The sequence below is a fragment of the Rhodopirellula bahusiensis genome, from assembly GCF_002727185.1.
Taxonomy (GTDB): domain Bacteria; phylum Planctomycetota; class Planctomycetia; order Pirellulales; family Pirellulaceae; genus Rhodopirellula; species Rhodopirellula bahusiensis.
In genome coordinates, this window is sequence record NZ_NIZW01000001.1 from 523032 (window position 1) to 545343 (window position 22312).

A 22312-nucleotide genomic window follows, 5' to 3' on the forward strand; every position below is an offset into this window, starting at 1 on the left:
TCGGTCGAGGTGGCTTTTTTCGTGCGCAGTTCAAAAGCTGCCGCATCCAGATCTCGGTTGCTCAGCAAACCACGCCAATCGCTCCCATCACAAAAATCAAACGAACCCGAAGCATTTGCCCTTCCGCGGTCTCTAGTGGGGAATGACTTGGCCTAGATTGGTCGGTCCCGACCATGGCCAGTTTGGTCCTTCGCTTGCTTTTTCCCCGCGGTTTCCATGATGGAAGTGCTGTTTTTCATCGCGATTGGGTGGCTGATCATCACTTTGGTCGGGCACCTGACCTGGGTCGTTTTCGCGACCATCTTTCGGCTGGCGTTCGCCCCTAAAACGCTCTACCCGCCGACGCCAAATCCTCGGGTCGAAACACCTGAAACGCAACGATTCACCGCCCAAAGCCAGAAAAGCACGGCGAATTCCGGTGAACGACCCTCGGCGGAAGCGGACCTGGCCGCATTTTCCCGAATGATGGATGCGCTGACCGCCACCGACCAGATCGATGAGCAGACCGCTGGCCGATTGAAAGCATCCGCCCAAGACCTGGCTTTGGACTCGAAGCCGAGAAACGGCGAGACGGTTATCGAACCAATCCCTCTCGTAACAACGCCTCAACCAATCGCGGATTCCGTCACCGCGGTCACAGCCAATTCGATCGAAGCACCGCCGATCGAACTCGGGTCCATTGAACCTGCCCCCATCGTCGAGGAACCCGTCATTGCGGAAGCGGTCAATGCCGAAGCCGTCTACAACCCTCCGGTCCCAACGACGCCCAAGCGAGCTTTGTCGGAAGTCATCACTTCGTTCCTGGCACGCAACAACATTCGTTGGGGCGAACTGGTTGCTGGATTGCTGGTCGTGGTCTGCTCGATCGGTTTGGTCGTCAGCCTTTGGAATCCGCTGAGCTCCGCTCACCGAGTCGTGCCGTCGCTGATTTTCATGTCGGCCGACGCGGCAATCTTCGCGGCCGGCTTATACACGGTTCGGCGATGGAAACTGCGGCACACCAGCCGCGCGGTTTTGATCATCGCGACGCTGCTGGTTCCCTTGTGCGTGCTGGCGGGAATGGCCGCGGCAGGCGCGGGACTGGATTCAGTCACGCTCTCCGACCCCGCGACGCTGGGCACGATCGTGGCTGGATTGGCCGGTTGCGGCTGGCTGCTGCTTCAATCCTCTCGCAGTTTGGTGGGTCGCGCCGATGCGTTGCCGATGACGGCCAGCGTCATCGCACCGACGCTGGCATTGCCGTTGCTTCCCACCGCCGCACGCCTGCTTGGTTCCAACGCTGGGTTTGCGGTTTTGGTTCCCGCGATCTGTGTCGCCGCAGCGATTCTTTGGCCGCAACGTCAACGACGCACACGCCTGAATTCGCGTGAACAGTCTGATTCAGTTGGCGGTCGAAGGCATTGGAAGAACCGTTGGCTGTCGCTCGGCATCGCCGCTTCTTCGATGGCCAGCGTCCTTGTCTACGCAGCGTTTCTGTTCAGCAACTTCGAGAACCAATTCGCAGTGCAGACGGCTTGGATTCAAATCGCGATCGCATCGATTCCGTTTTGGATCGCGATTGCTTCGAGTTGCCACAACGACTCGATGAAGCTTCGCCGCCCAGCCGATTCTTCGTCGAGCAAACGCGGATGGATGGCCAACTCGAACTTGATCGCGACAGTTCTAACGCTGCTTTCGATGGGTGCCGTCTTGGCGATCCTACCCGCGTCGCTTCGCAGGTTGGATTGGATCTGGATGCATGCGATCGTGGCCGCGGCGTCATGGCTCGCGGCCAGCATCGCACTGCGGCAACCGTCTCGCGTGGTCGGTGCGACCTTGCCGCTGGGGATCGCCGCGATGCTGTCGTCTCCCGTTTGGATGGGCGACATTACCTGGGGCGACCTGCCGCTGTGGCGATTGATCTTGGGTGGCGAACCGATGGTCACGTCGCTTGGCATTGCCGCGTTGCTCGGTGGAGCCGGCATTGCCCTGAGCCAAATCGCGAAAGACAAATCTTGGGCTCGCGAATTGTTTGCGTCGAGCTGTTTCGCCGGATGCGTGTGGGGCGGACTCGCATTCGTCCAAGCACTGGTGCTCAGCTTCGCCCCGGCAACTTGGCTGGGACAGGTGCCACCGATGGTGGTCGATGTGGTGCTCGGTGTATCGGCGTTCGGATGCATCCTCGGATCCTTCAAAGATTCGCGAGCCTCGCTGGCAGCACCGGTGATCTTGGTTGCGTTCTGGACTTCCGTGCTGGGACTGCTGACCTGGACGAACGGTCAACCTCACGCCGATTTCACGTTGACACCTTGGATCGGACTGGCGGTCACGGTGTCTTTGATGGTTGCCGCCGCTCTTGCGAAAGCCTTGCTTCTCCGTCAATCAAACTCCGGCGAACAATCCAACCCTCTCGAACGATTCAGCTCGCTATCGCAAACTGCTGAGCAGTCGATGCGACGTCACGCTTCATCGGCGGGAGTGATGGCTTGCTTGTCAGCGGCCGCCTTAGGTTTGGTCGCTTTGTTTTCGCTATCCCCCAGTGGCCTCGAATCGCCCGGTTGGTGGTCCGCCAGCGGTCAACTTTGGCTGCTGGTCGCATCGCTATTCGGTGTCGCGATTTTGTTACGAGAACGCGGTTGGCTACAAACCTCGATGGGCCTGTCAGCGATCACGGTCGCGACCACGCTCACCGCCTGCTTGGGCGTGACGGTTTGGCATTCGGAGTCTTGGCTGGGCGGAATTGCGACGTGGTGGGTCGCGGCAATCTTCGCGTCGACTTCGGCGTTGTGGATACTCGTCCGAACCACCATGCCACTGCGAACATGGTTCCCAATCAACAAACTTCAAACAGCTCATCTGAACTGGGGCCAAATGCCAGACGGCCTGTTCGCGATGTTGGCAACGGGCACCATCGTCTTCACCGTCGCTCGCCAGTACGCCGCGATCGTGGCGGGCCCCCTGGAAGTGATTGCCCAGTGGTCCACCAACGACTGGATCGCTGCCGCCGACTTCGCTTGGTTCGAATCAGCCGCGTGCTTGGGATTGGTCGCCGGCACCTCGGCGTTGTTCATTCTTTCGCGAAGCCACACTGAAGACTCGCACTGGTCAAAAGACGGCTGGCAAGATTGGTTCTTGGGCTTGCTCGGTGCAGCCAGTTTTTATCTGGCGAGCCAGCTTGGATTGGCATGGACGGGCACCGCTGCATCCTGCTTGGTCGTCACAACAACGCTTGCCTGTGCGTTCTTGTTTGCATGGAAGTTCCGTTCCCGATTCGCGACTCAGCAATGGCTCGCCTTCCTTTCGCCGAGCCCATCGGAACGACTTGCCATCCACTCGATGATCGCGGGATTGGTGGCCGCGGGGTCATTGGTTTTGCTCGGGACGCGTTGGCTGGCACCGCTGTCGAACAACCAATCCCCGGATCGGTTCAGCACCCTCGCGGTGACGGCATGGTGGATCATCGCTTCGGTCGGATTGCTGTGGTCCAAAGCGGACTCTGCTCGCGAAGCAAAATTCAACGCACTGCTTTCCAGCGTCTTGCTGCCCGCGGCGGTAGGCATTGCCACCCCGGCGATCGCGACGCGAATTCCTTTCGTGAACCAGCCCTTGGTATGGGTCCAGATGTCGGTGTTTGGGTCGCTCGCCTGGTGGCTGCTCCAGCAGTTGATCAGCAAGACATCGGGCTCACCTGACAACACCTCGTCACGCTTCACCACAGGAGCCCACCTTTCGCGGGCTTGGATCCTGGTCGTTGGCTTGGTGTGCAGCGTTGTCGCTGGCTCCATCGCCTATTCGTCAACGGGAACGATGCTGCAGTTTCCGTTTTCATTGTGGACGTTGCCCATCGGCGGGTTGGTGTCGCTGATCGCCGTCGCGGTGGCGATGCGAAGCTATGTCACTCCGGCTCGCGATGCATGGCCTTTCGCGATCAGTCTGCTGTCCGGACACGCGACGATTCTGGTTGTTTGGATGCAGTGGATTCATCCCGATTCGGCGCTGACCATGTTGGGCAGCATCTGGCTCGCCGCATCGATCGGCTCGGCAGTGGTGCACTGGATACGAAACATCCCACTGCACGCGTGGCACATGACACTGCTGACATTCGCGTTGGCTTGGGTCGGCTTGTTCGACAACGACACCGCACCTTGGGCTCTGTCGTCGCTCGCCGTCGCCGGCCTTTCAGTCGCGGGGATTTCATGCACTCGGTTCGGGCGAACGATCGCAAGCAGCGACCTCCCCGAAACCAGTGACGAACCGGAAACCGACACCACCCAACCACGACGTTCCACTTGGCAAACGATGGGTTCGGTCAATTCTCTGGCCGGATGGAACTGGCGATTTATCTTGCCACGATTGCTGGGATGGACCACCGTGGGAGTTGGCGGGTTCTTGCTTTGGAACACCGCTTTGGATCCGATCGTTGCGGTGGCCAAGTTTGACCCGACCTCGATTTGGTTGGCTTGGATGGCGCTGTGGGTGATTGTTTGGCGAAGTGTCAGAAGCGATCGCTCGGCTCCACTGGCCGACATCGAAACCGCTTGTGCGATGATTCCCATCGCCGCTCTGGGTTGGATGGAGTCACATTTGGCGCTGCCCAACTCCGCCTTTGCCGGTTCCGGTTGGATTGGCGTGACCAGCGGCACGTTGACATTGGTTTCGCTTGGATTGGTCGCCGCGTCGGCTTGGCTGCGCCCGAGTGGGCGAACGGTTTGGTTTGTCAGCCTCGTGCTTTCTTGCATCGGGGCCAGCGAAGTCGCTTTGTGGATCGGATCGCAGGCCGGACTGACAACCAACCAAGGTTTCGCGGTGACTCACTTGGTCGTGTCGGCCGTCTTGGTGGCCTGGACGTTTGGTTCATCGCTGCTTGGAAAAGCTCGCCTGCAATTGGCGGGCTCGCTCGAACAAGTGACGCTGATTTGGGTTGGCCTCAGCTCGCTGCTGGCATGCTGGTTGGTCGTGGATCACATCGACGAACCGTGGCCGCGTGTTTGCATCCTTGCCACCGGTGCGCTCGCGTGGGTGTTCTTCGAATTGTCGGAACGAAACCTCGCCAACAATCCCACCACCACTGCCAGACGCCGTCACATCACCGTCGGCATCGTGCTTTGGTCGGTCGCGTTGATGGCGGTGTTGACCGGACTGCCGCTGAAGCACCCTGCCCTGATCGCGGTGATGCGATTGTTAGTGGCAAACGTTTTGATGGTCGCGGTTCTGCTGCTGGCGATTCCCAAACTACTCAAGGGTCCGTTCCTGGATCGTTGGAAGGAAGCATTGACGCGTGGCGGGCTGATCTCAGGCGTCGTCGCCATTGGTTCACTGGTCGTGATGTTGGCGTTGGAAACTGCGGTTCGCAAACCGGTGATCGGCATTCCCGGGATTAGCATGCCTGTCGTGATCGCAGTTGCAATCACGCTGGGCGGACTGGCCGCGATGGCAGGTGTCTTGGCGGTTTTGACTGGCCCCAATTCGCGACTGCCAAACGCGATCCGAAACGTGCAGCTCACCGATTCGCAGCGGAAATGGTTGCTGTACATCGCTCAAGGAGTTGCCGCGACGACTTGGTTGCACTTGTTCCTCTGCCGAACCGGAATCGCGTTCTTAGGACTGCGACAAGTTTGGCCGTACGTTGTGATGGTGATCGCGTTCGCCAGCGTTGGCTTGACTCAGTGGGCGATACGCCGGGGCGATAAAGTGCTGGCCGATGTGATGCGTCGCACGTCCATGTTCTTGCCGATGATTCCCGTCGTCGGTTTCTGGCTGAGCGGTTCATACGCGGTGGTGACGCAATCGGAAGCTTGGTCGTGGACGTTTTTCAAAGGCACGACTTCCTACCAAGGTTTGCTGCTGGTCGGTGCGATCTACTACGGGATGATGTCGCTGCTGTGGAAGAACGGTCTGCCGCGAATTGCGACGGTGGTGCTGGCCAATGCCGCGCTGTGGGTGACGCTGACTCAGGTGCCCGGTTGGGACTTCATCACGCACCCGCAAGCCTGGCTGATTCCGCCGGCGGTTTGTGTGTTGTTAATCGCTCACTTGCAACGCGATCGTTTGGACCCGGCCATGGGATCGGCGATTCGTTACGCGTGCACCTTGATGATTTACCTCAGCAGCACGGCTGACATGCTGCTGTCAGAAATCGGCCGCTCGCTGTGGGGACCAGTGATCCTGGTGCTGCTTGCGTTGGCCGGGATGGCACTCGGCGTCGTTCTGCGAGTCAAACCCTTCCTCTACTTGGGCACCATCTTTGTGTTCCTCGGTGTGACCAGCATGGTCTGGCATTCGACTCAAGCGATCGATGCCGTTTGGCCGTGGTGGGCGTTTGGAATCACAACCGGGCTGCTTCTGCTGACCGGGCTGGCGATGATCGAGAAGCACCGCCCGCGGCTGAACCAATGGGCGAACCAACTGGCGAGCTGGGAAAGTTAGTCCAATCAGGCAAAACAGGTCTCTCGTCGCGGGAGCCAAGTTCGCTAGACTGAGCTTCTCGCTCGAACGAGCGATGAATTCGGCACAAACACGGAGGATCAACGATGGCGAAGTCGGAACAACAAAAGCAAAAGAAGCTGGCCAAACTGAAAGCCAAAGAACAGCGAAAAAAGAAAGAGCTGGCCCGCCAGCAACAGATGATGGCGTCGATGGCAGGCAAAATGCGAGCGGCAGCCACCGGATCGATCGTGGACTGCATGATCAGCCCTGAGCTGCTGGTTCAAAAACCAGCCAGCCCCGCGATCGGGCACGTGATGCTTTCGCGAACCGCACCGGGTGGCCAAATTGCTGCCGCGTTCTTCCTGATCGATCTGGGGTGCATGGGTGTCAAAGACGCGACAGGCAACTATCGAACCCAAACCGAATACAACGACGTGATCGCCGACATGCGTTCGCGTCAGATGGTGCAACCTTGCCCGCCCGAGTTTGCTCGCGGGGTCGTGGAAGCAGCGATCGCCTACGCCGAATCATGCGGTCTGCAGCCGCATCCGGACTACAACAAGTTCGCGCCGTTGTGGCACCACATCGAGCCCGCATCGGTGGGAGAAGCAATCTCGTTCGGCTTCGAAGGGAAACCGACTTATGTCGCGGGCCCATTCGACGACATGGCGAGGCAAACGCGAATCTACAACCGAATGCTCGACACCCTTGGCGAAGGCAACTTCGATTTCGCGATGGCAACGTTGGGTGCCCAGAACTTCGATGACTTCGAACTAGACGAAGAGATCGAGCTCGATGAAGAGAGCTCGATCGTGCGGCTTGATTCAGCGGAGTGAATCGCCGGCCAAGGCGATCAACGATCCAGTGCGTGCCAACCTGACTCTTTGTGCTTGGTTGGCTGTGGCTTGACGGGTTTTGGCTTGACGGGCTTTGGCGTGATGGGCTGTGAAGCTCGTTGCGCCGCATTGCTGGACGCTGTTGAAGGTCGCAGGCTCTGCACGCGAGTCGATCGATCTTGCATCGGCTGACGAACCGGCTGGTAGTCACCCACTGGCTCGGACAAAGCCTTCGTGGCTGGCATCGAAGGCCGACGTTCTGTCAGCGATGCTTCGCGGACTTTGTAGCCCCACTGAACCGGACCTTCGTCTTCCACCGATGGAACCATTCGCGATTGAGCTTGCTCATAAGCTCCGCTGTTGGTGCTTGGTGGAGGCGGCAAAGCGGGCAACAAATCAGGCGCTCGCAATTGGCCCGTTTCCGATGTGGCAGGCGGTGTCAGTGACGGGATGGAACGAACCGGTGCGGTGCTTGGACGAGCAACCGGTGCGGCGGCTTGTACTCCTCGATCGTCGAACGCGTGACGATAACCTTCCGGTGCTGGGATCGGACGCACGCGAGGTGCGGCGGAAGGATTGGCGGGAGCATTTCCCGATGTCAATCGACGCAGATCTTCACGATCTCGCAGGACTTCTTGCCGACTTCGGCCAAGGTAGTCATCCAGCGAGTTCTGGCTGCTTTCTTCGCTGCCGCCCTGCCCTTCCGACTCAGGTTGGTAGCGATAGCTGTCGTAAACATCGTTGGGATAGCTGTCTTCCGTTTCGGCTGGCTCGTCGGCCGGACGGTTCGATTGAGCTGGTGGTTCGATGCTGTATCGGTACTGCGTCGTCGGTGGTTGATCCGAAGGCGAAGGTTGTGATTCAGATGGTGGTTCACTGGCGTAAGGCGACCCTGTCAGCGGCGAAAGCGTTTGCTGCTGAGCGTCGAATGGTTGCAAGTTCGAAGGAGTGGATGCCGGCGGAGCCATGGGTTGCAAGTCGCTTGTTTGCGCGACTCCACCGTAGCCACTCGGGTCGATCGAACTCGGGATCGAGGACGCCGAAGGACCACCGCTCCAACTTGGCTGGGCCGCAAACGAATCAACCGGTGCCGATTGCGTGTAAGGCGACGCAGCATAAGGCGATGCACCGTAGGGGCTGGTCACCGGAGCCACCGATGTTGCCACACCGCACGAGTCGACCGTGGTCATGCACGGATCAATCGTGGTGGACGGCACCATGGCTGGCTGCGATGCCAAACCTTGGAATGTTGTGTAGGGCGTTCGCTGCAGTTGCTGAACCGTCGATTCACAAGCGCGCTGAACCGTGACCGTGGTTCCGGTGACCGGATCCAAAGTCGTCGCGGGTCGGTAATAGGTGATTGGTGCCGTGTAATACGAACTGCGATAGCCGGTGCCGAGCAACGAATTGAAGAACCGCGACAAACCGCTACGGATCGGAGTCCGATAGCCATTCGATGTCGGGTAGGTCGTTGCCGGACGGTAAGCCGTGACGGGCTGGACACCTGCGACGTTGGTCGCGTAACTGCTGTTTGGATAGACGTTGCCTGTTCCCATGAACGGGCTGCCGGTGGAAACGGTTCCGCGGTAGCCAGCGACAACTGGTGAGTTCGTCGTTGGCAATCCCGTGTAAACCGACGGGTTGTCCAACGGAACGGCACCGTAGGCCGGACGCTGCAACGAATAAGGTTGCGATGGCGTGTAGATGCTGGATGGATTGAGCGGCAGAACCGACGAGTTCGGCGCCGCGGTCATCAGAGGCGTGTAACCCGCGGTGTAGCCCGGGTAGTTGGCGGCGTATCCCGGAGGTGCCGCAATCGCGGGAGCCCCCATGGCTGTGCCGGGTGTGGTCGTGATCGTTGTGACCGGCGCACCCACGACCGGCGTGTAGCCGGCTACATAAGCGGGTTGCTTGCCGTACAACCAATCCGTCAGACAACAGGCGCTGGCAGAAGGAGTGGCGAACGAGCCCACAAACTGGCTCAGGACGGCAAACGACAGGACATATCGGCGATGACACCAACGCATCAGGACAACCAATCAGGTTTGAATCATTTCGGGCAGGACGGACTGTAGCCACCGCAGATTGCGGACCGGAACAGACACGAACACAACGCTTCGATCACCACGCAACGACGCGCAGTTGCCGCAAGTGAAGGTTTTGAAAGCCAAAAGGTCAATGATTCTTGAGCGGCAGTTCTTCGCTTGGCAAGCATTTCGGGCCGTCGGCTGCCGGTCGAAACGATTGCACCGGTTGGGAAAGATCCTGACCGGACACATGGAGATTTCGCGGCTCGAAAAGGCCTCCTGCCACGTTGGCAACCAGCGACCCTGGAACGGTTCCGCTGACGAGGCCCCGGCAAACCTACGAATCCCGTAAACGCCTACCTCGTCATCACTTGCGACAAAACATCCACTCGCGGTACGGCGATTGCTACCTGCGAGCCCCAACGAACGCATTCGTGCCCGAATGGCCGAACCGCTTCGTTCGACCCGAACACATTCCCCGTCTCTTTCCCTCTTGGCATCGAATCCGTGGCCGCCTGGGCTCGCACCTTTGCGAAACGCCCAACACCAGCGTGCCTTTCGGATCCAAACCACCTCAGGAGAACTACATCGTGGCAAAGCAGATCGTTTTCGACGATGACGCACGCGGCCCATTGCTTGCCGGAGTCAGCAAGCTGGCCCGTGCCGTCCGCAGCACACTTGGCCCTCGCGGCCGCAACGCCGTTTTGGACAAAGGATGGGGCTCGCCCAAAGTCACCAAGGACGGCGTGACCGTTGCCGAGGACATCGAACTGGACGATCCGTTCGAAAACCTCGGTGCTCAACTGGTCAAAGAAGCCGCCAGCAAGACCAATGACGTCGCCGGTGACGGCACCACCACCGCCACCGTGCTCAGCGAAGCCATCTTCCGCGAAGGCCTGAAAATGGTCGCGACCGGAGCCGACCCAATGGCATTGTCGCGTGGCATTCAAAAAGCCGTCGACACCGCGACCGCTCAAATCGCCAAAATGGCGACCCCGATCAACGAGAAGAGCAAGAGCGACATCAAGCAAGTTGCCACGATCGCTGGCAACAACGACCCACAAATCGGTGACGTCCTCGCAGACGCCTTCACCAAGGTGGGCAAGAACGGCGTGATCACCGTTGAAGAAGGCCGCAGCAACGAGACTTACGTCGACGTTGTTGAAGGCATGCAATTCGATCGCGGATTCCTGTCGCCTCACTTCGTCACCAACCAAGACGAAGTCACTGTCGAACTAGATGATTGCTACATCCTGTTGTTCGAAGAAAAGATCAGCAACAACAAGAAGATGATTCCGTTGCTGGAAGCCATCAGCAAAGCCAAGAAGCCATTGCTGATCATCGCCGAAGACACCGAAGGCGAAGCTCTCGCCACTTTGGTCGTCAACAAGATGCGTGGCATCCTGTCGGCGTGTGCCGTCAAAGCTCCCGGCTACGGCGATCGCCGCAAAGCCATCTTGGGCGACATCGCTGCTCTGACCGGCGGCAAGGCAATCTTCAAAGACCTCGGCATCGACCTGGAAAGCGTCAAGGTTTCCGACCTCGGTCGCGCCAAACAAATTCGCATCACCAGCGAAGCGACCACCATCGTCGGTGGTGCTGGCAAGAAAGCTGACATCGAAGGCCGTGTCGCTCAAATCCGTCGTGAAATCGAAGGAACTGACAGCGACTACGATCGCGAAAAGCTTCAAGAGCGTTTGGCCAAACTGGCCGGCGGTGTGGCTCAAATCAACGTGGGTGCTGCAACCGAAACCGAGATGAAGGAACGCAAAGCCCTCATCGACGACGCTCGTGCCGCGACCCAAGCTGCACTCGAAGAAGGCATCGTCCCCGGTGGCGGAACCGCACTGCTTCGCTGCCGTGCTGCGGTTGAAAAACTGGAAAAAGCAACCGAAGGCGATCAAAAGCTCGGCGTGCGAATCATCCGCAACGTGCTCGACCAGCCAATGCGTGCGATCGCCAACAACTCTGGCCTGGACGGAGCCGTGGTCGTCAACCGCGTGCTTCAAATGAAGGGCAAAACCGAAGGTTACGACGCCAACGCTGACAAGTACTGCGACCTCGTCGCAGCTGGCATCGTCGACCCTGCCAAAGTGGTTCGCACCTCGCTGACCAACGCAGCTTCGGTCGCCGCTTTGTTGTTGACCACCGAATCTTTGGTCACCGAAATCCCCGTCGAAGAAGAACCAGCCGGTGGCGATCATCACGATCACGGCATGGGTGGCGGAATGCCAGACATGGGCGGCATGGGAATGGGTGGCATGGGCGGAATGGGAGGCATGGGTGGCATGGGCGGCATGATGTAAGCCGCTGCCCGCGACCCTCTTTCAATCCTTTTTCCACCCCCACATTCAAACTCAACTTTCAACTCACAGGAATCAACTCATGGCCACTGCTAAAAAAATCAACCTGCGTCCTCTCGATGACCGCGTCGTGGTTCAACCCAGCGAAGCCGAAGAAACCACCGCTGGCGGCATCGTGCTCCCCGACTCGGCAAAAGAAAAGCCACAACGCGGCACCGTTGTCGCTGTTGGACCTGGCAAGCTGCTCGATAGCGGCAACCGCGGTGAACTCAGCGTTTCGGTCGGCGACGTCGTGATCTACGGCAAGTACGGCGGAAGCGAAATCGAAGTCGACGGACACGAAATGAAGATCCTTCGCGAAAGCGACATTTTGGCCAAGATCGGCTGATCCGGTTCGTTCTTTCACCCCAAAACATCTACGAGGAATTCAGTCGTGGCAAAACAATTGCTTTTTGACGATCACGCTCGGGCCCGCATGTTGGCCGGCGTGGAAAAACTGGCCAAGGCCGTCGCAACGACGATGGGTCCTACAGGCCGGAATGTGATCATCGATAAATCCTTCGGTGGTCCAACCGTGACCAAAGACGGTGTGACCGTCGCCAAGGAAATCGAACTCGAAGACCGCTTCGAGAACATGGGTGCCAAACTCGTCATCGAAGTTGCTCAAAAGACAAGCGACTTGGCTGGCGACGGAACCACCACCGCAACCGTTCTCGCTCGTGCCATCTTCAAAGAAGGCCTTCGAAACATCGTTGCCGGCAGCAACCCAACCGCGATCCGTCGCGGGATCGAAAAGGCTGTCGAAGCCGCTTGCGGTCAACTGGTTGAAATGGGACGCCCTGTCAGCGGCAAACAAGAAGTCGCTCACGTCGGTGCGATCTCGGCCAACAACGACAACGTGATCGGCGAATTGCTCGCTGACGCTTTGGAACGAGTCGGCAAAGACGGTGTCATCACCGTCGAAGAAGGCAAGAGCCGCACCACCGAAGTCGAATACGTCGACGGGATGCAGTTCGATAAAGGCTACGTTTCGCCTTACTTCATCACCGATTCCGGATCGATGGAAGCGAGCCTCGAAGACGCACTCGTGTTGCTGTACGAAAAGAAGGTCAGCAACATTCGCGACCTCGTGCCATTGCTCGAGAAGACCGCTCAAACCGGTCAGCCATTGTTGATCATCGCCGAAGACGTCGACGCGGAAGCATTGACGTTGTTGGTGGTCAACAAACTGCGTGGCACGCTCAACGTGTGTGCGGTCAAGGCTCCTGGCTTTGGCGATCGTCGCAAATCGATGCTCGGCGATATCGCCACATTGACCGGCGGTACGCTGATCAGCGAAGACCTCGGCATGCAGCTCGAAAACGTTACCCTGGAACACCTCGGTCGCGCGAAGAAGGTCACCGTCGACAAGTCGAACACGACAATCGTCGAAGGTGCTGGCAAACGCGAAGACATCGACAAGCGTGTCGCTCAAATCCGCGCTCAAATCGAGCAAACGGACAGCGATTACGACAAGGAAAAGTTCCAAGAGCGTTTGGCCAAACTGGCCGGCGGTGTGGCTGTCATCAGTGTCGGTGCCGAAACCGAAGCTGAAATGAAGCAAACCAAGGCTCGCTTGGAAGACGCTTTGCACGCAACTCGCGCTGCAGTCGAAGAAGGCATTCTGCCCGGTGGCGGTGTCGCTTTGGTTCACTGCCGCGAAGCAGTCGAAGCAGCCAAGAAGAAGGCCAAGGGCGACGAGAAAATCGGCGTCGACATTGTCCTGGGTGCTCTCGACGCTCCCATGCGTCAGATCGCCGACAACGGCGGCATCGACGGTAGCGTCGTGGTGGATGAAGTCCTGCAGAAGAACAATCCTAAAATCGGTTTCAACGCTCACACGGGCGAATACACCGACATGGTCAAAGCAGGCGTCATCGATCCCGTCAAAGTGGTTCGCACCGCATTGACCAACGCTGCCAGCATCGCAGGCTTGTTGCTCACGACCGAAGCCTTGGTCACGAACTTCGAGCAAGAAGACAAGGACAAACGTCCGGTTGAAGGCATGGTTAGCTGATCGCTAGTCGCCTCCACTAACTGCTTGAGTCGAACGGCTGAATCATTGATTGAGCCTTCGACACTGCAAATTTTAAATGGGCCGTTCGCCTTCGGTGAGCGGCCCGTTTTCATGACCCTCCGTCGCCGAATCGTTGTCCTGCATTTGTGCCAACGATCCACACGGCGTCGAGGCAATCACTGACCACGAACACTTTTCTGTTTGATTTCTCATGGCCACCCAAACCTGCTACTACGAAGTGCTGAAGGTCGAACGAACGGCCACGAAGCAGCAGGTCGATCGCGCGTATCGAAAACTTGCCATCAAGTATCATCCCGACAGCAATCGGGACGACGACTCCGCGACGGCGAAATTCAAAGAAGCAACCGAAGCCTACGAAGTCCTCAGCGACGCGAATAAACGAGCTCGCTACGATCAATACGGTCATGCGGGTGTCGAAGGTGCGACGCAGCAATACGGCGACGTCGAAGATATCTTCGAAGCATTCGGCGACCTCTTTGGAGGCGGCGGCTTCGGTGACTTCTTCGGAGGAGGCTCCCGGCGTGGCGGTGGCGGACGACGACGCGTTCGACGCGGCGCGGATGTTCGCTGTGACGTCACGCTCTCGCTCGAAGAAGCCGCTCGCGGATGCCACAAGGACATCGTCTTCCGACGTCGCGTTTCCTGCGACACCTGTGACGGCACCGGCGCCGCCGCGGGCAGCGAACCAGTCACCTGCACCATGTGCGGCGGGCAGGGACAAGTCATCCAGTCCGCGGGCATCCTGCGTGTCCAAACGACCTGCCCAACCTGCAAAGGTGCGGGCAAGCAAATCGGCGAACCGTGTGGCAAATGCCGTGGCACGGGAACGCAGAACGAAAAAGCTGAGATGAACGTCGAGATCCCCGCCGGGGTCGACGATGGCATGCGAGTCCGCTTGCAAGGCGAAGGCGAACCGAGCCCCGATGGCGGCCCCAACGGCGACTGTTACTGCTTCATCTCCGTCAAAGAACACAACCTGTTCAAACGCGAAGGCCAGCATCTGATTTTGCAGATGCCCATCTCGTACGCCCAGGCTGCTCTCGGTGCTGAAATCAATGTGCCGACCCTCGACGGACCGCATGAACTGACCGTTCCCGCCGGCACCCCAACCGGGCACGTCTTCACCGTTCGCGGTCAAGGAATCGTTGACCCTCGCAGCGGAAGAACGGGAGACCTGTTGGTTCAGGTCTTCATCGAAGTCCCGAAAAAGCTCAACGACAAACAACAAAAATTGCTTCGCGAATTAGCCGATCTCGATCACGATTCGGTGCTTCCCGAACGCACATCGTTTCTCGACAAACTTCGTCACTTTTTTGACCCCGAACCGGAAGATGCCAACACCGGCTCAACCGACACGGAGAAAGACTCATGAACGAACAACCCAACGAAGAACTTCAATCCGAAGACGAACAGCTCGATTCACAAGTCGACGCTTCGCTTGAAAACGAAACCGCAGCCAACGACGAAGCATTCGCGGAAGCCGGTGAGGAAACTCGCGACGAAGAAATGATCCGTCTGCGAGGCGAAGTGGAAGACGCCAGCAAACGCGTTCTGCAAGCCCAAGCCGAAGCGGAGAACTTCCGCAAACGCTTGCGCCGCGACACGGAAGATCAACTGAAGTTTGCCGGCATGCCTCTGGTCACCGACATCCTACAAGTCCGAGACAACTTGCTGCGAGCGATCGATGCAGCCAACTCCGCTGGCAACGGCGAATCCGCGGCCGGACTGACCGAAGGCGTGTCGATGGTCTGCAAACAGCTTGACGACGTGTTGGCCAAACACGCGATCAAAGAGATCCCTGCGGAAGGCGAACTGTTCGACCCGAATTTCCACGAAGCCATCTCACAGATGCCTCATCCCGAAATCGCATCGGGCATGGTGGCTCACGTCGCAACACCTGGGTTTCAAATGCACGACCGAGTTGTGCGTCCGGCTCAGGTCGTCGTCAGCACCGGTGACGGATCCGCGTGACCCGCTCGCATTGTCACTGAACGAATCTGCTCCGTTTCCGTTTTCCACTTTCACCCTTTTTCTTTCAATCCTTTCCTATGCCGACTTACGATTATTTGTGTGAAGCTTGTGGTCACGAGTTGGAAGTGTTCCAAGGCATCAACGACGAAGTGCTGAAAAAGTGCCCGGAATGCAAGAAGAACAAACTGCAACGACAGTTTGGAACCGGGGCTGCGATTGTGTTCAAAGGCAGCGGTTTCTATCAAACCGACTACCGAAGCGAGAGCTACAAGAAAGGTCAGAACGCCGACAAACCCAAGTCGGAATCCAAAAGCGATGGCAAGAAAGGCGACAGCACGGCAAAGAAGTCCACGCCAAAGTCCAAGGACTGAGTCGCTCTTTCCGCCATCCAAGGCCGGGCAACAACCGACCACGATTGGTTAGGAACACGGCCGGTTGATTTTGGCCGCCGTGCTATCAAACAGCGCTCCTACGTTGCTTGAGAACCTGCTACGATTGCCGGCATGGATGTTCTGTGTTTGCAATCAGGAAGCAGCGGCAACTGTGTCTTTGTCGACACGGGCTCGGAGTGTTTACTCTTCGATGCGGGAATCAGCTTCCGTAAAGTCCAAACCCGCTTGAAAGATGCCGGGCGTGACGCATCGGAAATCGACGCCATTGTGATCTCGCACGATCACCGCGACCACATCGGTTGCTTGGGCGTTTTGAACCGCAAGCTGAAAGTGCCGATTCACATCAGTCGCCGAACCTTGCGATCGACCGAGCGTCGCGTTCCGCTCGGTCCAGCCCAAGACATCCAGCATTTCGTCCCCGGCGAAACGTTCACTGTCGGCGAGACGGCCATCGAAACGATGCCCACACCGCACGACGGTGTCGACGGCGCCGCATTCACGCTCGACAACGGTTGCTCTCGATTTGGATTGTGGACAGATCTGGGCTGCGTCTTCGACGACTTGCTCGCCAGCGTCAACACGCTCGACGCGTTGCTCATCGAAAGCAACTACGACGAAAGCATGTTGGCAGCATCCGCCTACCCCGATTTCCTTCGCGATCGCATCTCAGGATCCGGCGGCCACATCTCGAATCGTGAAGCCGCGGAAGTGATCTCTCACGCCAGCGACCAACTGCAATGGGCATGCTTGGCTCACCTTTCCGACGAAAACAATTGCCCTGACGTGGTGATGCAAACCCATCGCGAATGCCTTGGCGATCGCCTGCATTTGGTCTGCGCTGACCGCCATCTCGCCACTCAGCCGCTGAAGATCTCCCCCTCGAAGAACCGGAAACTCACCCAGCAGATGTTTTTCTAACTCGGCAAACGCTTCCGTTTCGCAAAACGTTTGAGCCGGACGACCGTACGATGGACTTCCGAGCCCGCTGACCAGCCTGAACGCCCAAATCAATCCATTAGGGCAAACAAGCTTCCATCCGATTCCGTCGGACCGCGATAAATTTGACGCAGCAAGTCAATTGAGTCAGAGTCATCGCTTCCAATTCTTCCTTTCTTGCTGCAGTTGAGCGATCCCATGACGGTCAGCATCTTCAATGACGTCATTGGCCCAGTCATGCGAGGCCCCAGCAGTTCGCACTGCGCCGCCGCTCTTCGAATTGGACGCCTGGCCCGCGACCTGGTGGGCGGCGACCTGCAACATGTGCTGATTCAGTTCGACGAATCGGGATCACTTCCCGCGACCCACACCAGCCAAGGGTCCGACATGGGCTTGTTCGGCGGGTTGCTCGGCTGGGAAGCCCACGACGAACGCTTGCCAAACTCGCGCCAGCATCTGATCGACAATGGCATCGCATTCGAATTTGAATACGGCAACTATGGCGACGCTCACCCGAACACCTATCGCCTGACCGTTTGCGGCGAACAAGAATCCCACACGCTGATTGCGATCTCCACCGGCGGCGGCATGATCGAAGTCACCTCGATCGACGACTTTGATGTCTCCATGGATGGTGGCTTTGACGAGACCCTTGTTCGCCTGGCAGAACCCGCCTCGAACGAAGCCATCCAAACCTTGGATTGCGAATCGCTCGCGAAAGAGTTGATGGCTGATCATGTCCATGTAAGGACGTCCGATCAAAACGTGATGTTGCAGATTCAATCCAGCCAACGCCTTGAATTCGCGACGCTGCAACGATCGCTTCCTTGGGAAAGCCCTGAGCCGATTGTTCGCCTGGCACCCGTGCTGCCGATCCGCTCGCGTCCCAACGCTGAGATTCCCTTCCAAGATTGCAACACACTGACATCGCAAGCCGACGTCGACTCCAAACCACTTTGGAAGTGGGCGGTTGAATATGAGATGCAGCGAGGCGGACTGACCGAGCGAGAAGTTTTGGACCGCATGATCGAGATCGTCCAGATCGCTCGCACCAGCATTGAGTCCGGCCTCAACGGAACCGAATACGCCGACCGAGTGCTCGGTTATCAGTCCGGCGGCTTTCGCGACAAGCTGCAATCAGGGCAACTGCTTGATGCGGGTGCGCTGAACCAAATCGTGCTTTACACAACCGCGATGATGGAAGTGAAGAGTTCAATGGGTGTCATCATCGCCGCTCCCACAGCAGGAGCCTGCGCTGCCCTTCCCGCGACTTGCCTGGCGATGGGTGAATCGCTGTCGCTGTCCGACGAAGAAATCGCCAAGGCATTTTTGGCGGCAGGCTTGATTGGAGTCTTCATCGCGACTGCGTGGAGCTTTGCTGCGGAAGTTGGCGGTTGCCAAGCCGAAGGTGGCTCAGCCGCTGCAATGTCCGCGGCTGCCCTCGTCACGATGGCGGGCGGGACGACCACGCAAGCGACCGGCGCCGCATCGATGGCTCTGCAAAACATGCTGGGCTTGATTTGCGACCCCGTTGCCAACCGTGTCGAAGTCCCCTGCTTGGGCAAAAACGTGATCGCGGCCAGCAACGCAATCTCATGTGCCAATATGTGCCTGGCAGGATTTGATCCCGTCATTCCACTGGACGAAACCATTGACGCGGCTCGTCGAGTTTCCGAACGCATGCCCCGCGAACACCGCTGCACCGCCTTGGGCGGATTGGCCACCACGCCGACATCGCTGCAGATCGAAAAACGATTGCAACAATGCGGCACTGGTTGTGGCTGCAGCGGAGGACCGGCTCCCGTGCAGCTGGACACCAAGGTACCAACCGCGACTTGATCGGCCGTGCGTGAAGGAATGAACTTCTACGGAATATCGACCACTTCGCGGCCCGCTCGCGTCAGCATTTTCCGGAAAAGATCTGGGTCGATCTCCTCAGTGATGAACTTCACGGCACCATCACCCATGCCAACATGGAATCCACCTTGCCATGAACTGCCCAGTCCCTTCAGTGGATTATCTAGATCGATGTTTAGATCTTCTGGTTTGGTCCACAGCACAGCTTGATCCGCATTGGTCTCCAAGATCAAGACTGAGTTCGAAAGGCCATCCAAGAATTCACGGAACCCAGTTCGCTGCATTGGCTTGAGTCCAATCGAATCACCGACAACTGCCTGGTAAATGGTGTGCCCTGGTTCGACGGGCTTCCTCAACGGCTGATAGACAGAAGGGATCTGCTGAGCCAATGGCAGATTATGGTCACTGTCCCAAGGCTCATCCAATTTGAACTGATTATAAAGTTCCTGTTCATCCATGAATGGCAACAAAGCCACTCGCCAACTGAGCAATGGGTTCCCGTCGTCATCCACGATGGCAGACAAAGGCAATTCTCTGTAAGCCGAGTGATGGTTGTGCATCGCCAACATGATCTGCTTGACGTTGTTGGATGACTGCATTCGACGAGCCGCTTCCCTGGCGGCTTGCACGGCTGGCAACAACAATCCGACCAACACGCCGGAGGTCGCGATCCCCATTTCAGACTCGACTGCGATGGACAGATCTGTCCCTTCGCGAATTGGCTGGATCGCATCCTTCACCAAGGCCGTGATTCGCTCGGCATACGCTTCCGTTGCCTGCCGCATTGCCGGTGACATATCCGACGCGTTCAGTTCATTTTGAATCGCAGCATCAGCCATCGCTTCCGCTTCAATCAGCGAGTCTTTGACGATTAACTCGATTTGCTCGGCCGCCGATTCATCGATCGCCACCACGGTCAATTCCACTGATGTCTTTTGGTCGACCAACCCAAGATGCAACAACACCGCATCGGTCAAACCAGGAACCTGACCGAGCACCTGCAACCGAGGCGGCAAACTTCCGGCTGCATTCATCGCCAGCCCACTGACCATCGGACGAATGGATTGCATTTCGACCACCAAAGACAATCCATCTCGCGCCGGCAATTTCGCGACGCGATTGGGCAGAGGGCCTCGTTCAGCTTCGATCACTTCCGCCTTCGCCTGAACCACACGTTCGAGATATTCAGAAGTCCCGATGTACCAAACTTCTGACTCGGCACCGTTCTGCTCAAGCTGGCATAGAATGAGCGGAGGCGAAGGCTGCACCTGGTACACCGTTCGGCCATCGATTTGCATCGGCTGAGGATTGGCATCCAGAGCCTCCAGCAACACCGCCTGATCAACGTTTCCATCCATCATCACGACGCCGCCAAATTCGGGCTGGCCGGTCGTCGGGGAAATCGCAAACGAGGCCCGGACCTCACGGACATCCATCGGATCAAAGCCCACTGTTTCCAGTGCCTGCACCCGGAAAACTTCCGTCGGGAACAGTTGGAACATTTCATTGTCCCACAAAGATTCAGATGTGATCCTTAACAACGCAATCGCATCATCGGGGACATATCGCCCGCCAATCTTCTCGATGGGCCCCGACTCCGCCAACAAATCGGACTGCACCACCGCCCGAAGTTGGTCTTGAGCCTGTGTTTCACAGGCAGCAATCAGAACCGCTGAAATTCCCAGTGCCGTTAGAAATCCCATCCACTTCATCGACCGCCTAAATCGCATTACTTGCTGGCTTTCACGCCGATCGCAATCAGTGTCCCGCATCATCGTTTCCCTCGTGGCAAAAAAATTGTGTACCGAACTCATTGGTATGCGGCGGTTTTTGTCCGATCGTCTTGGTCTAATCAAGAATCACTTGCCGCCAGAACTTTGCTTCGGTCCCCCGAAGGAGGTTATAGTAACCCGCTGGCTTCAACCATGTTCACGACGGGAAATAACAGATGTCGCAATCGGTGGTGTCCAATAACTCATCTGCTTCCTCGGTGACGGAACCATCGCTAAGCGATGACGATGTCCAAGCCGTCGACCGTCTCGGGCGATTGACTCAGCAACTCCGAGACGAACTGGCTCGGGTGATCGTTGGCCAACGTGAAACAGTTGACTTGTTGTTGGTGTGTTTGTTTGCACGACGACATGCATTGCTGATGGGAGTTCCAGGACTCGCCAAGACTCTGTTGGTCAGCAAGCTCGCCGAAACGATGTCGCTGAAGTTCAATCGCATCCAGTTCACACCGGACTTGATGCCCATGGACATCACCGGCACCGACATCCTGCAAGACAACGGCGACGGTCGTCGCGAATTCCAGTTCGCTCATGGGCCAGTGTTCGCAAACATCGTGTTGGCCGATGAGATCAACCGAGCCCCACCCAAGACCCAAGCGGCGATGTTGGAAGCGATGCAGGAACAACGCATCACCGTTGTCGGCAAAGGCTTTGACCTGCCGCCACCCTTCATGGTGCTTGCGACACAAAACCCAGTCGAACAAGAAGGCACGTACCCGTTGCCGGAAGCTCAACTGGATCGCTTCATGGCGTTGATCGAATTGGACTACCCATCCGAAGAAGAAGAGATCGCGATCGCTCGTACAACGACGGGCGGACGGTTGCCTGAACTTCAGCACTTGATGACGGCAGAAAACATCGTCGCCAATCAAGACCTCGTCCGCCGGATCCCGGTGCCAGATCACATTTACACCGAAGCCGCCCAGTTGGTCCGCAAGACTCGACCGGCCGGCGGAACCGCTCCGTCATGGTTGCTGCCGTTGGTGTCCTGGGGTGCTGGCCCACGAGCCGTTCAGGATTTGATCTTGGGCGCCAAGTCACGAGCCGCACTGGAAGGTTCCTACATGGTCCGCACCGAAGACGTCCGAGCAGTGGCACTGCCCGTGCTGACACACCGACTGATCACCACCTTCGCCGCCCAAGCCGAAGGCATGACCGCCCGAGACATCGTCGCAAGGTTGCTGGAAGAGGAGTGAGAGTCACTAGCTACTAGCTGTTAGCTGTTAGCAAAGGAGCGTCAGCGACGCGTTGTCCCCTCTCCCCCGGCTTCCGGGGGAGAGGGCAAGGGTGAGGGGGAATCCACCAAACAGAGCAAACCATGCCAATCCGCCAACCACCTCAACTAACACAAAACGCTCGCAAGCTCCGCACCAACCAAACCAAAGCCGAATCACTCGTCTGGACACTCCTCCGCAATCGTCAACTCAACGGAAACAAGTTTCGACGGCAATTGCCCATCCCACCTTTCATCGCCGACTTTGCCTGTGTCGAGAAACGATTGATCGTTGAACTCGACGGCGACTACCACGAACATCAAGAGCAACAAGACATGAGCCGAACTGCTCAATTGAACCGCGCAGGATGGATCGTCGTGCGATTTTGCAACGCGGATGTCTTGGAAACACCGAGGCGGTTGGTGTGGCGATATTGCGGGCTATGGGAGAGGAATGGAAAGGTCACTAGTGATTGTGTTTTGAGATCCCCCTCACCCTAGCCCT

The 22312-nt window shown here is 57.8% G+C and carries 14 protein-coding genes; 12 read left to right on the forward strand and 2 right to left on the reverse strand.

All coding sequences use genetic code 11. The annotated features are described in order from the left end of the window. The first annotated feature begins 216 nt into the window (after positions 1-216). Both CEE69_RS02140 and CEE69_RS02145 read left to right on the forward strand, forming a co-directional pair. The gene (locus tag CEE69_RS02140; protein WP_099258978.1) at positions 217-6405 is read left to right on the forward strand and encodes a hypothetical protein; all 6189 of its coding nucleotides are present in this window, start codon (positions 217-219) and stop codon (positions 6403-6405) included. Between the two features lie 104 nt (positions 6406-6509). Further along, entirely contained in the window at positions 6510-7241 is a 732-nt protein-coding gene (locus CEE69_RS02145; RefSeq protein ID WP_099258980.1) for a hypothetical protein, read from the forward strand. Between the two features lie 17 nt (positions 7242-7258). On the opposite strand, the gene CEE69_RS02150 is transcribed toward CEE69_RS02145, so the two are convergent. Continuing rightward, a complete protein-coding gene (locus CEE69_RS02150) occupies positions 7259-9268 on the reverse strand; it encodes a hypothetical protein (RefSeq protein ID WP_099259224.1) in 2010 nt (669 codons plus the stop codon). A gap of 590 nt (positions 9269-9858) precedes the next feature. Between CEE69_RS02150 and groL (CEE69_RS02160) the strand changes: the two genes are divergently transcribed. From groL (CEE69_RS02160) to CEE69_RS02195, 8 genes are all read left to right on the forward strand, one after another. Then, the gene (gene groL, locus CEE69_RS02160) at positions 9859-11574 is read left to right on the forward strand and encodes a chaperonin GroEL (protein ID WP_099259225.1); all 1716 of its coding nucleotides are present in this window, start codon (positions 9859-9861) and stop codon (positions 11572-11574) included. A 79-nt stretch (positions 11575-11653) separates the two neighbouring features. Next, positions 11654-11959: a co-chaperone GroES gene (gene groES / locus CEE69_RS02165; protein WP_007330007.1), complete on the forward strand. Its 306-nt coding sequence runs from the start codon at positions 11654-11656 to the stop codon at positions 11957-11959. Between the two features lie 45 nt (positions 11960-12004). Then, positions 12005-13627 (forward strand): chaperonin GroEL, encoded by a 1623-nt coding sequence (gene groL / locus CEE69_RS02170; protein ID WP_099258983.1) that lies wholly within the window; start codon positions 12005-12007, stop codon positions 13625-13627. 211 nt (positions 13628-13838) lie between these two features. After that, positions 13839-15020, forward strand: a complete 1182-nt coding sequence (dnaJ, locus tag CEE69_RS02175) for a molecular chaperone DnaJ (protein WP_099258985.1) — start codon at positions 13839-13841, stop codon at positions 15018-15020. Then, positions 15017-15619 carry a nucleotide exchange factor GrpE gene (locus tag CEE69_RS02180; protein WP_099258987.1) on the forward strand — a complete coding sequence of 201 codons (603 nt, stop codon included), beginning with the start codon at positions 15017-15019 and terminating at the stop codon, positions 15617-15619. Before dnaJ ends, CEE69_RS02180 begins: the two co-directional genes overlap by 4 nt. A 77-nt stretch (positions 15620-15696) precedes the next feature. After that, positions 15697-15990 (forward strand): FmdB family zinc ribbon protein, encoded by a 294-nt coding sequence (locus CEE69_RS02185; protein ID WP_099258989.1) that lies wholly within the window; start codon positions 15697-15699, stop codon positions 15988-15990. A gap of 132 nt (positions 15991-16122) precedes the next feature. Beyond that, on the forward strand, positions 16123-16929 hold the full coding sequence (locus CEE69_RS02190; RefSeq protein WP_099258991.1) for an MBL fold metallo-hydrolase: 807 nt from the start codon (positions 16123-16125) through the stop codon (positions 16927-16929). A 216-nt stretch (positions 16930-17145) separates the two neighbouring features. Next, complete coding sequence (locus CEE69_RS02195; RefSeq protein ID WP_099258993.1) at positions 17146-18786, forward strand: L-serine ammonia-lyase, iron-sulfur-dependent, subunit alpha; 1641 nt, start codon at positions 17146-17148, stop codon at positions 18784-18786. Between the two features lie 26 nt (positions 18787-18812). On the opposite strand, the gene CEE69_RS02200 is transcribed toward CEE69_RS02195, so the two are convergent. Further along, complete coding sequence (locus CEE69_RS02200; RefSeq protein ID WP_233214521.1) at positions 18813-20507, reverse strand: DUF1559 domain-containing protein; 1695 nt, start codon at positions 20505-20507, stop codon at positions 18813-18815. A gap of 245 nt (positions 20508-20752) precedes the next feature. Here CEE69_RS02200 and CEE69_RS02205 point away from each other — a divergent pair, with 245 nt between their 5' ends. Further along, the gene (locus tag CEE69_RS02205) at positions 20753-21790 is read left to right on the forward strand and encodes an AAA family ATPase (RefSeq protein WP_099258997.1); all 1038 of its coding nucleotides are present in this window, start codon (positions 20753-20755) and stop codon (positions 21788-21790) included. A gap of 122 nt (positions 21791-21912) precedes the next feature. Then, positions 21913-22308, forward strand: coding sequence for an endonuclease domain-containing protein (locus CEE69_RS02210; protein WP_233214522.1), 396 nt, complete (start codon positions 21913-21915; stop codon positions 22306-22308). Positions 22309-22312: the final 4 nt, after the last annotated feature.

What these genes read in the sequence shown, in the direction of transcription:
- CEE69_RS02190 (WP_099258991.1), top strand. Translation starts at nt 16,123, where the DNA reads ATGGATGTTCTGTGTTTGCAATCAGGAAGCAGCGGCAACTGTGTCTTT.
- dnaJ (WP_099258985.1), top strand. Translation starts at nt 13,839, where the DNA reads ATGGCCACCCAAACCTGCTACTACGAAGTGCTGAAGGTCGAACGAACG.
- CEE69_RS02205 (WP_099258997.1), top strand. Translation starts at nt 20,753, where the DNA reads ATGTCGCAATCGGTGGTGTCCAATAACTCATCTGCTTCCTCGGTGACG.
- CEE69_RS02185 (WP_099258989.1), top strand. Translation starts at nt 15,697, where the DNA reads ATGCCGACTTACGATTATTTGTGTGAAGCTTGTGGTCACGAGTTGGAA.
- CEE69_RS02140 (WP_099258978.1), top strand. Translation starts at nt 217, where the DNA reads ATGATGGAAGTGCTGTTTTTCATCGCGATTGGGTGGCTGATCATCACT.
- CEE69_RS02180 (WP_099258987.1), top strand. Translation starts at nt 15,017, where the DNA reads ATGAACGAACAACCCAACGAAGAACTTCAATCCGAAGACGAACAGCTC.
- CEE69_RS02195 (WP_099258993.1), top strand. Translation starts at nt 17,146, where the DNA reads ATGACGGTCAGCATCTTCAATGACGTCATTGGCCCAGTCATGCGAGGC.
- CEE69_RS02150 (WP_099259224.1), bottom strand. Translation starts at nt 9,268, where the DNA reads ATGCGTTGGTGTCATCGCCGATATGTCCTGTCGTTTGCCGTCCTGAGC.
- CEE69_RS02200 (WP_233214521.1), bottom strand. Translation starts at nt 20,507, where the DNA reads ATGGGATTTCTAACGGCACTGGGAATTTCAGCGGTTCTGATTGCTGCC.
- CEE69_RS02145 (WP_099258980.1), top strand. Translation starts at nt 6,510, where the DNA reads ATGGCGAAGTCGGAACAACAAAAGCAAAAGAAGCTGGCCAAACTGAAA.
- groES (WP_007330007.1), top strand. Translation starts at nt 11,654, where the DNA reads ATGGCCACTGCTAAAAAAATCAACCTGCGTCCTCTCGATGACCGCGTC.
- CEE69_RS02210 (WP_233214522.1), top strand. Translation starts at nt 21,913, where the DNA reads ATGCCAATCCGCCAACCACCTCAACTAACACAAAACGCTCGCAAGCTC.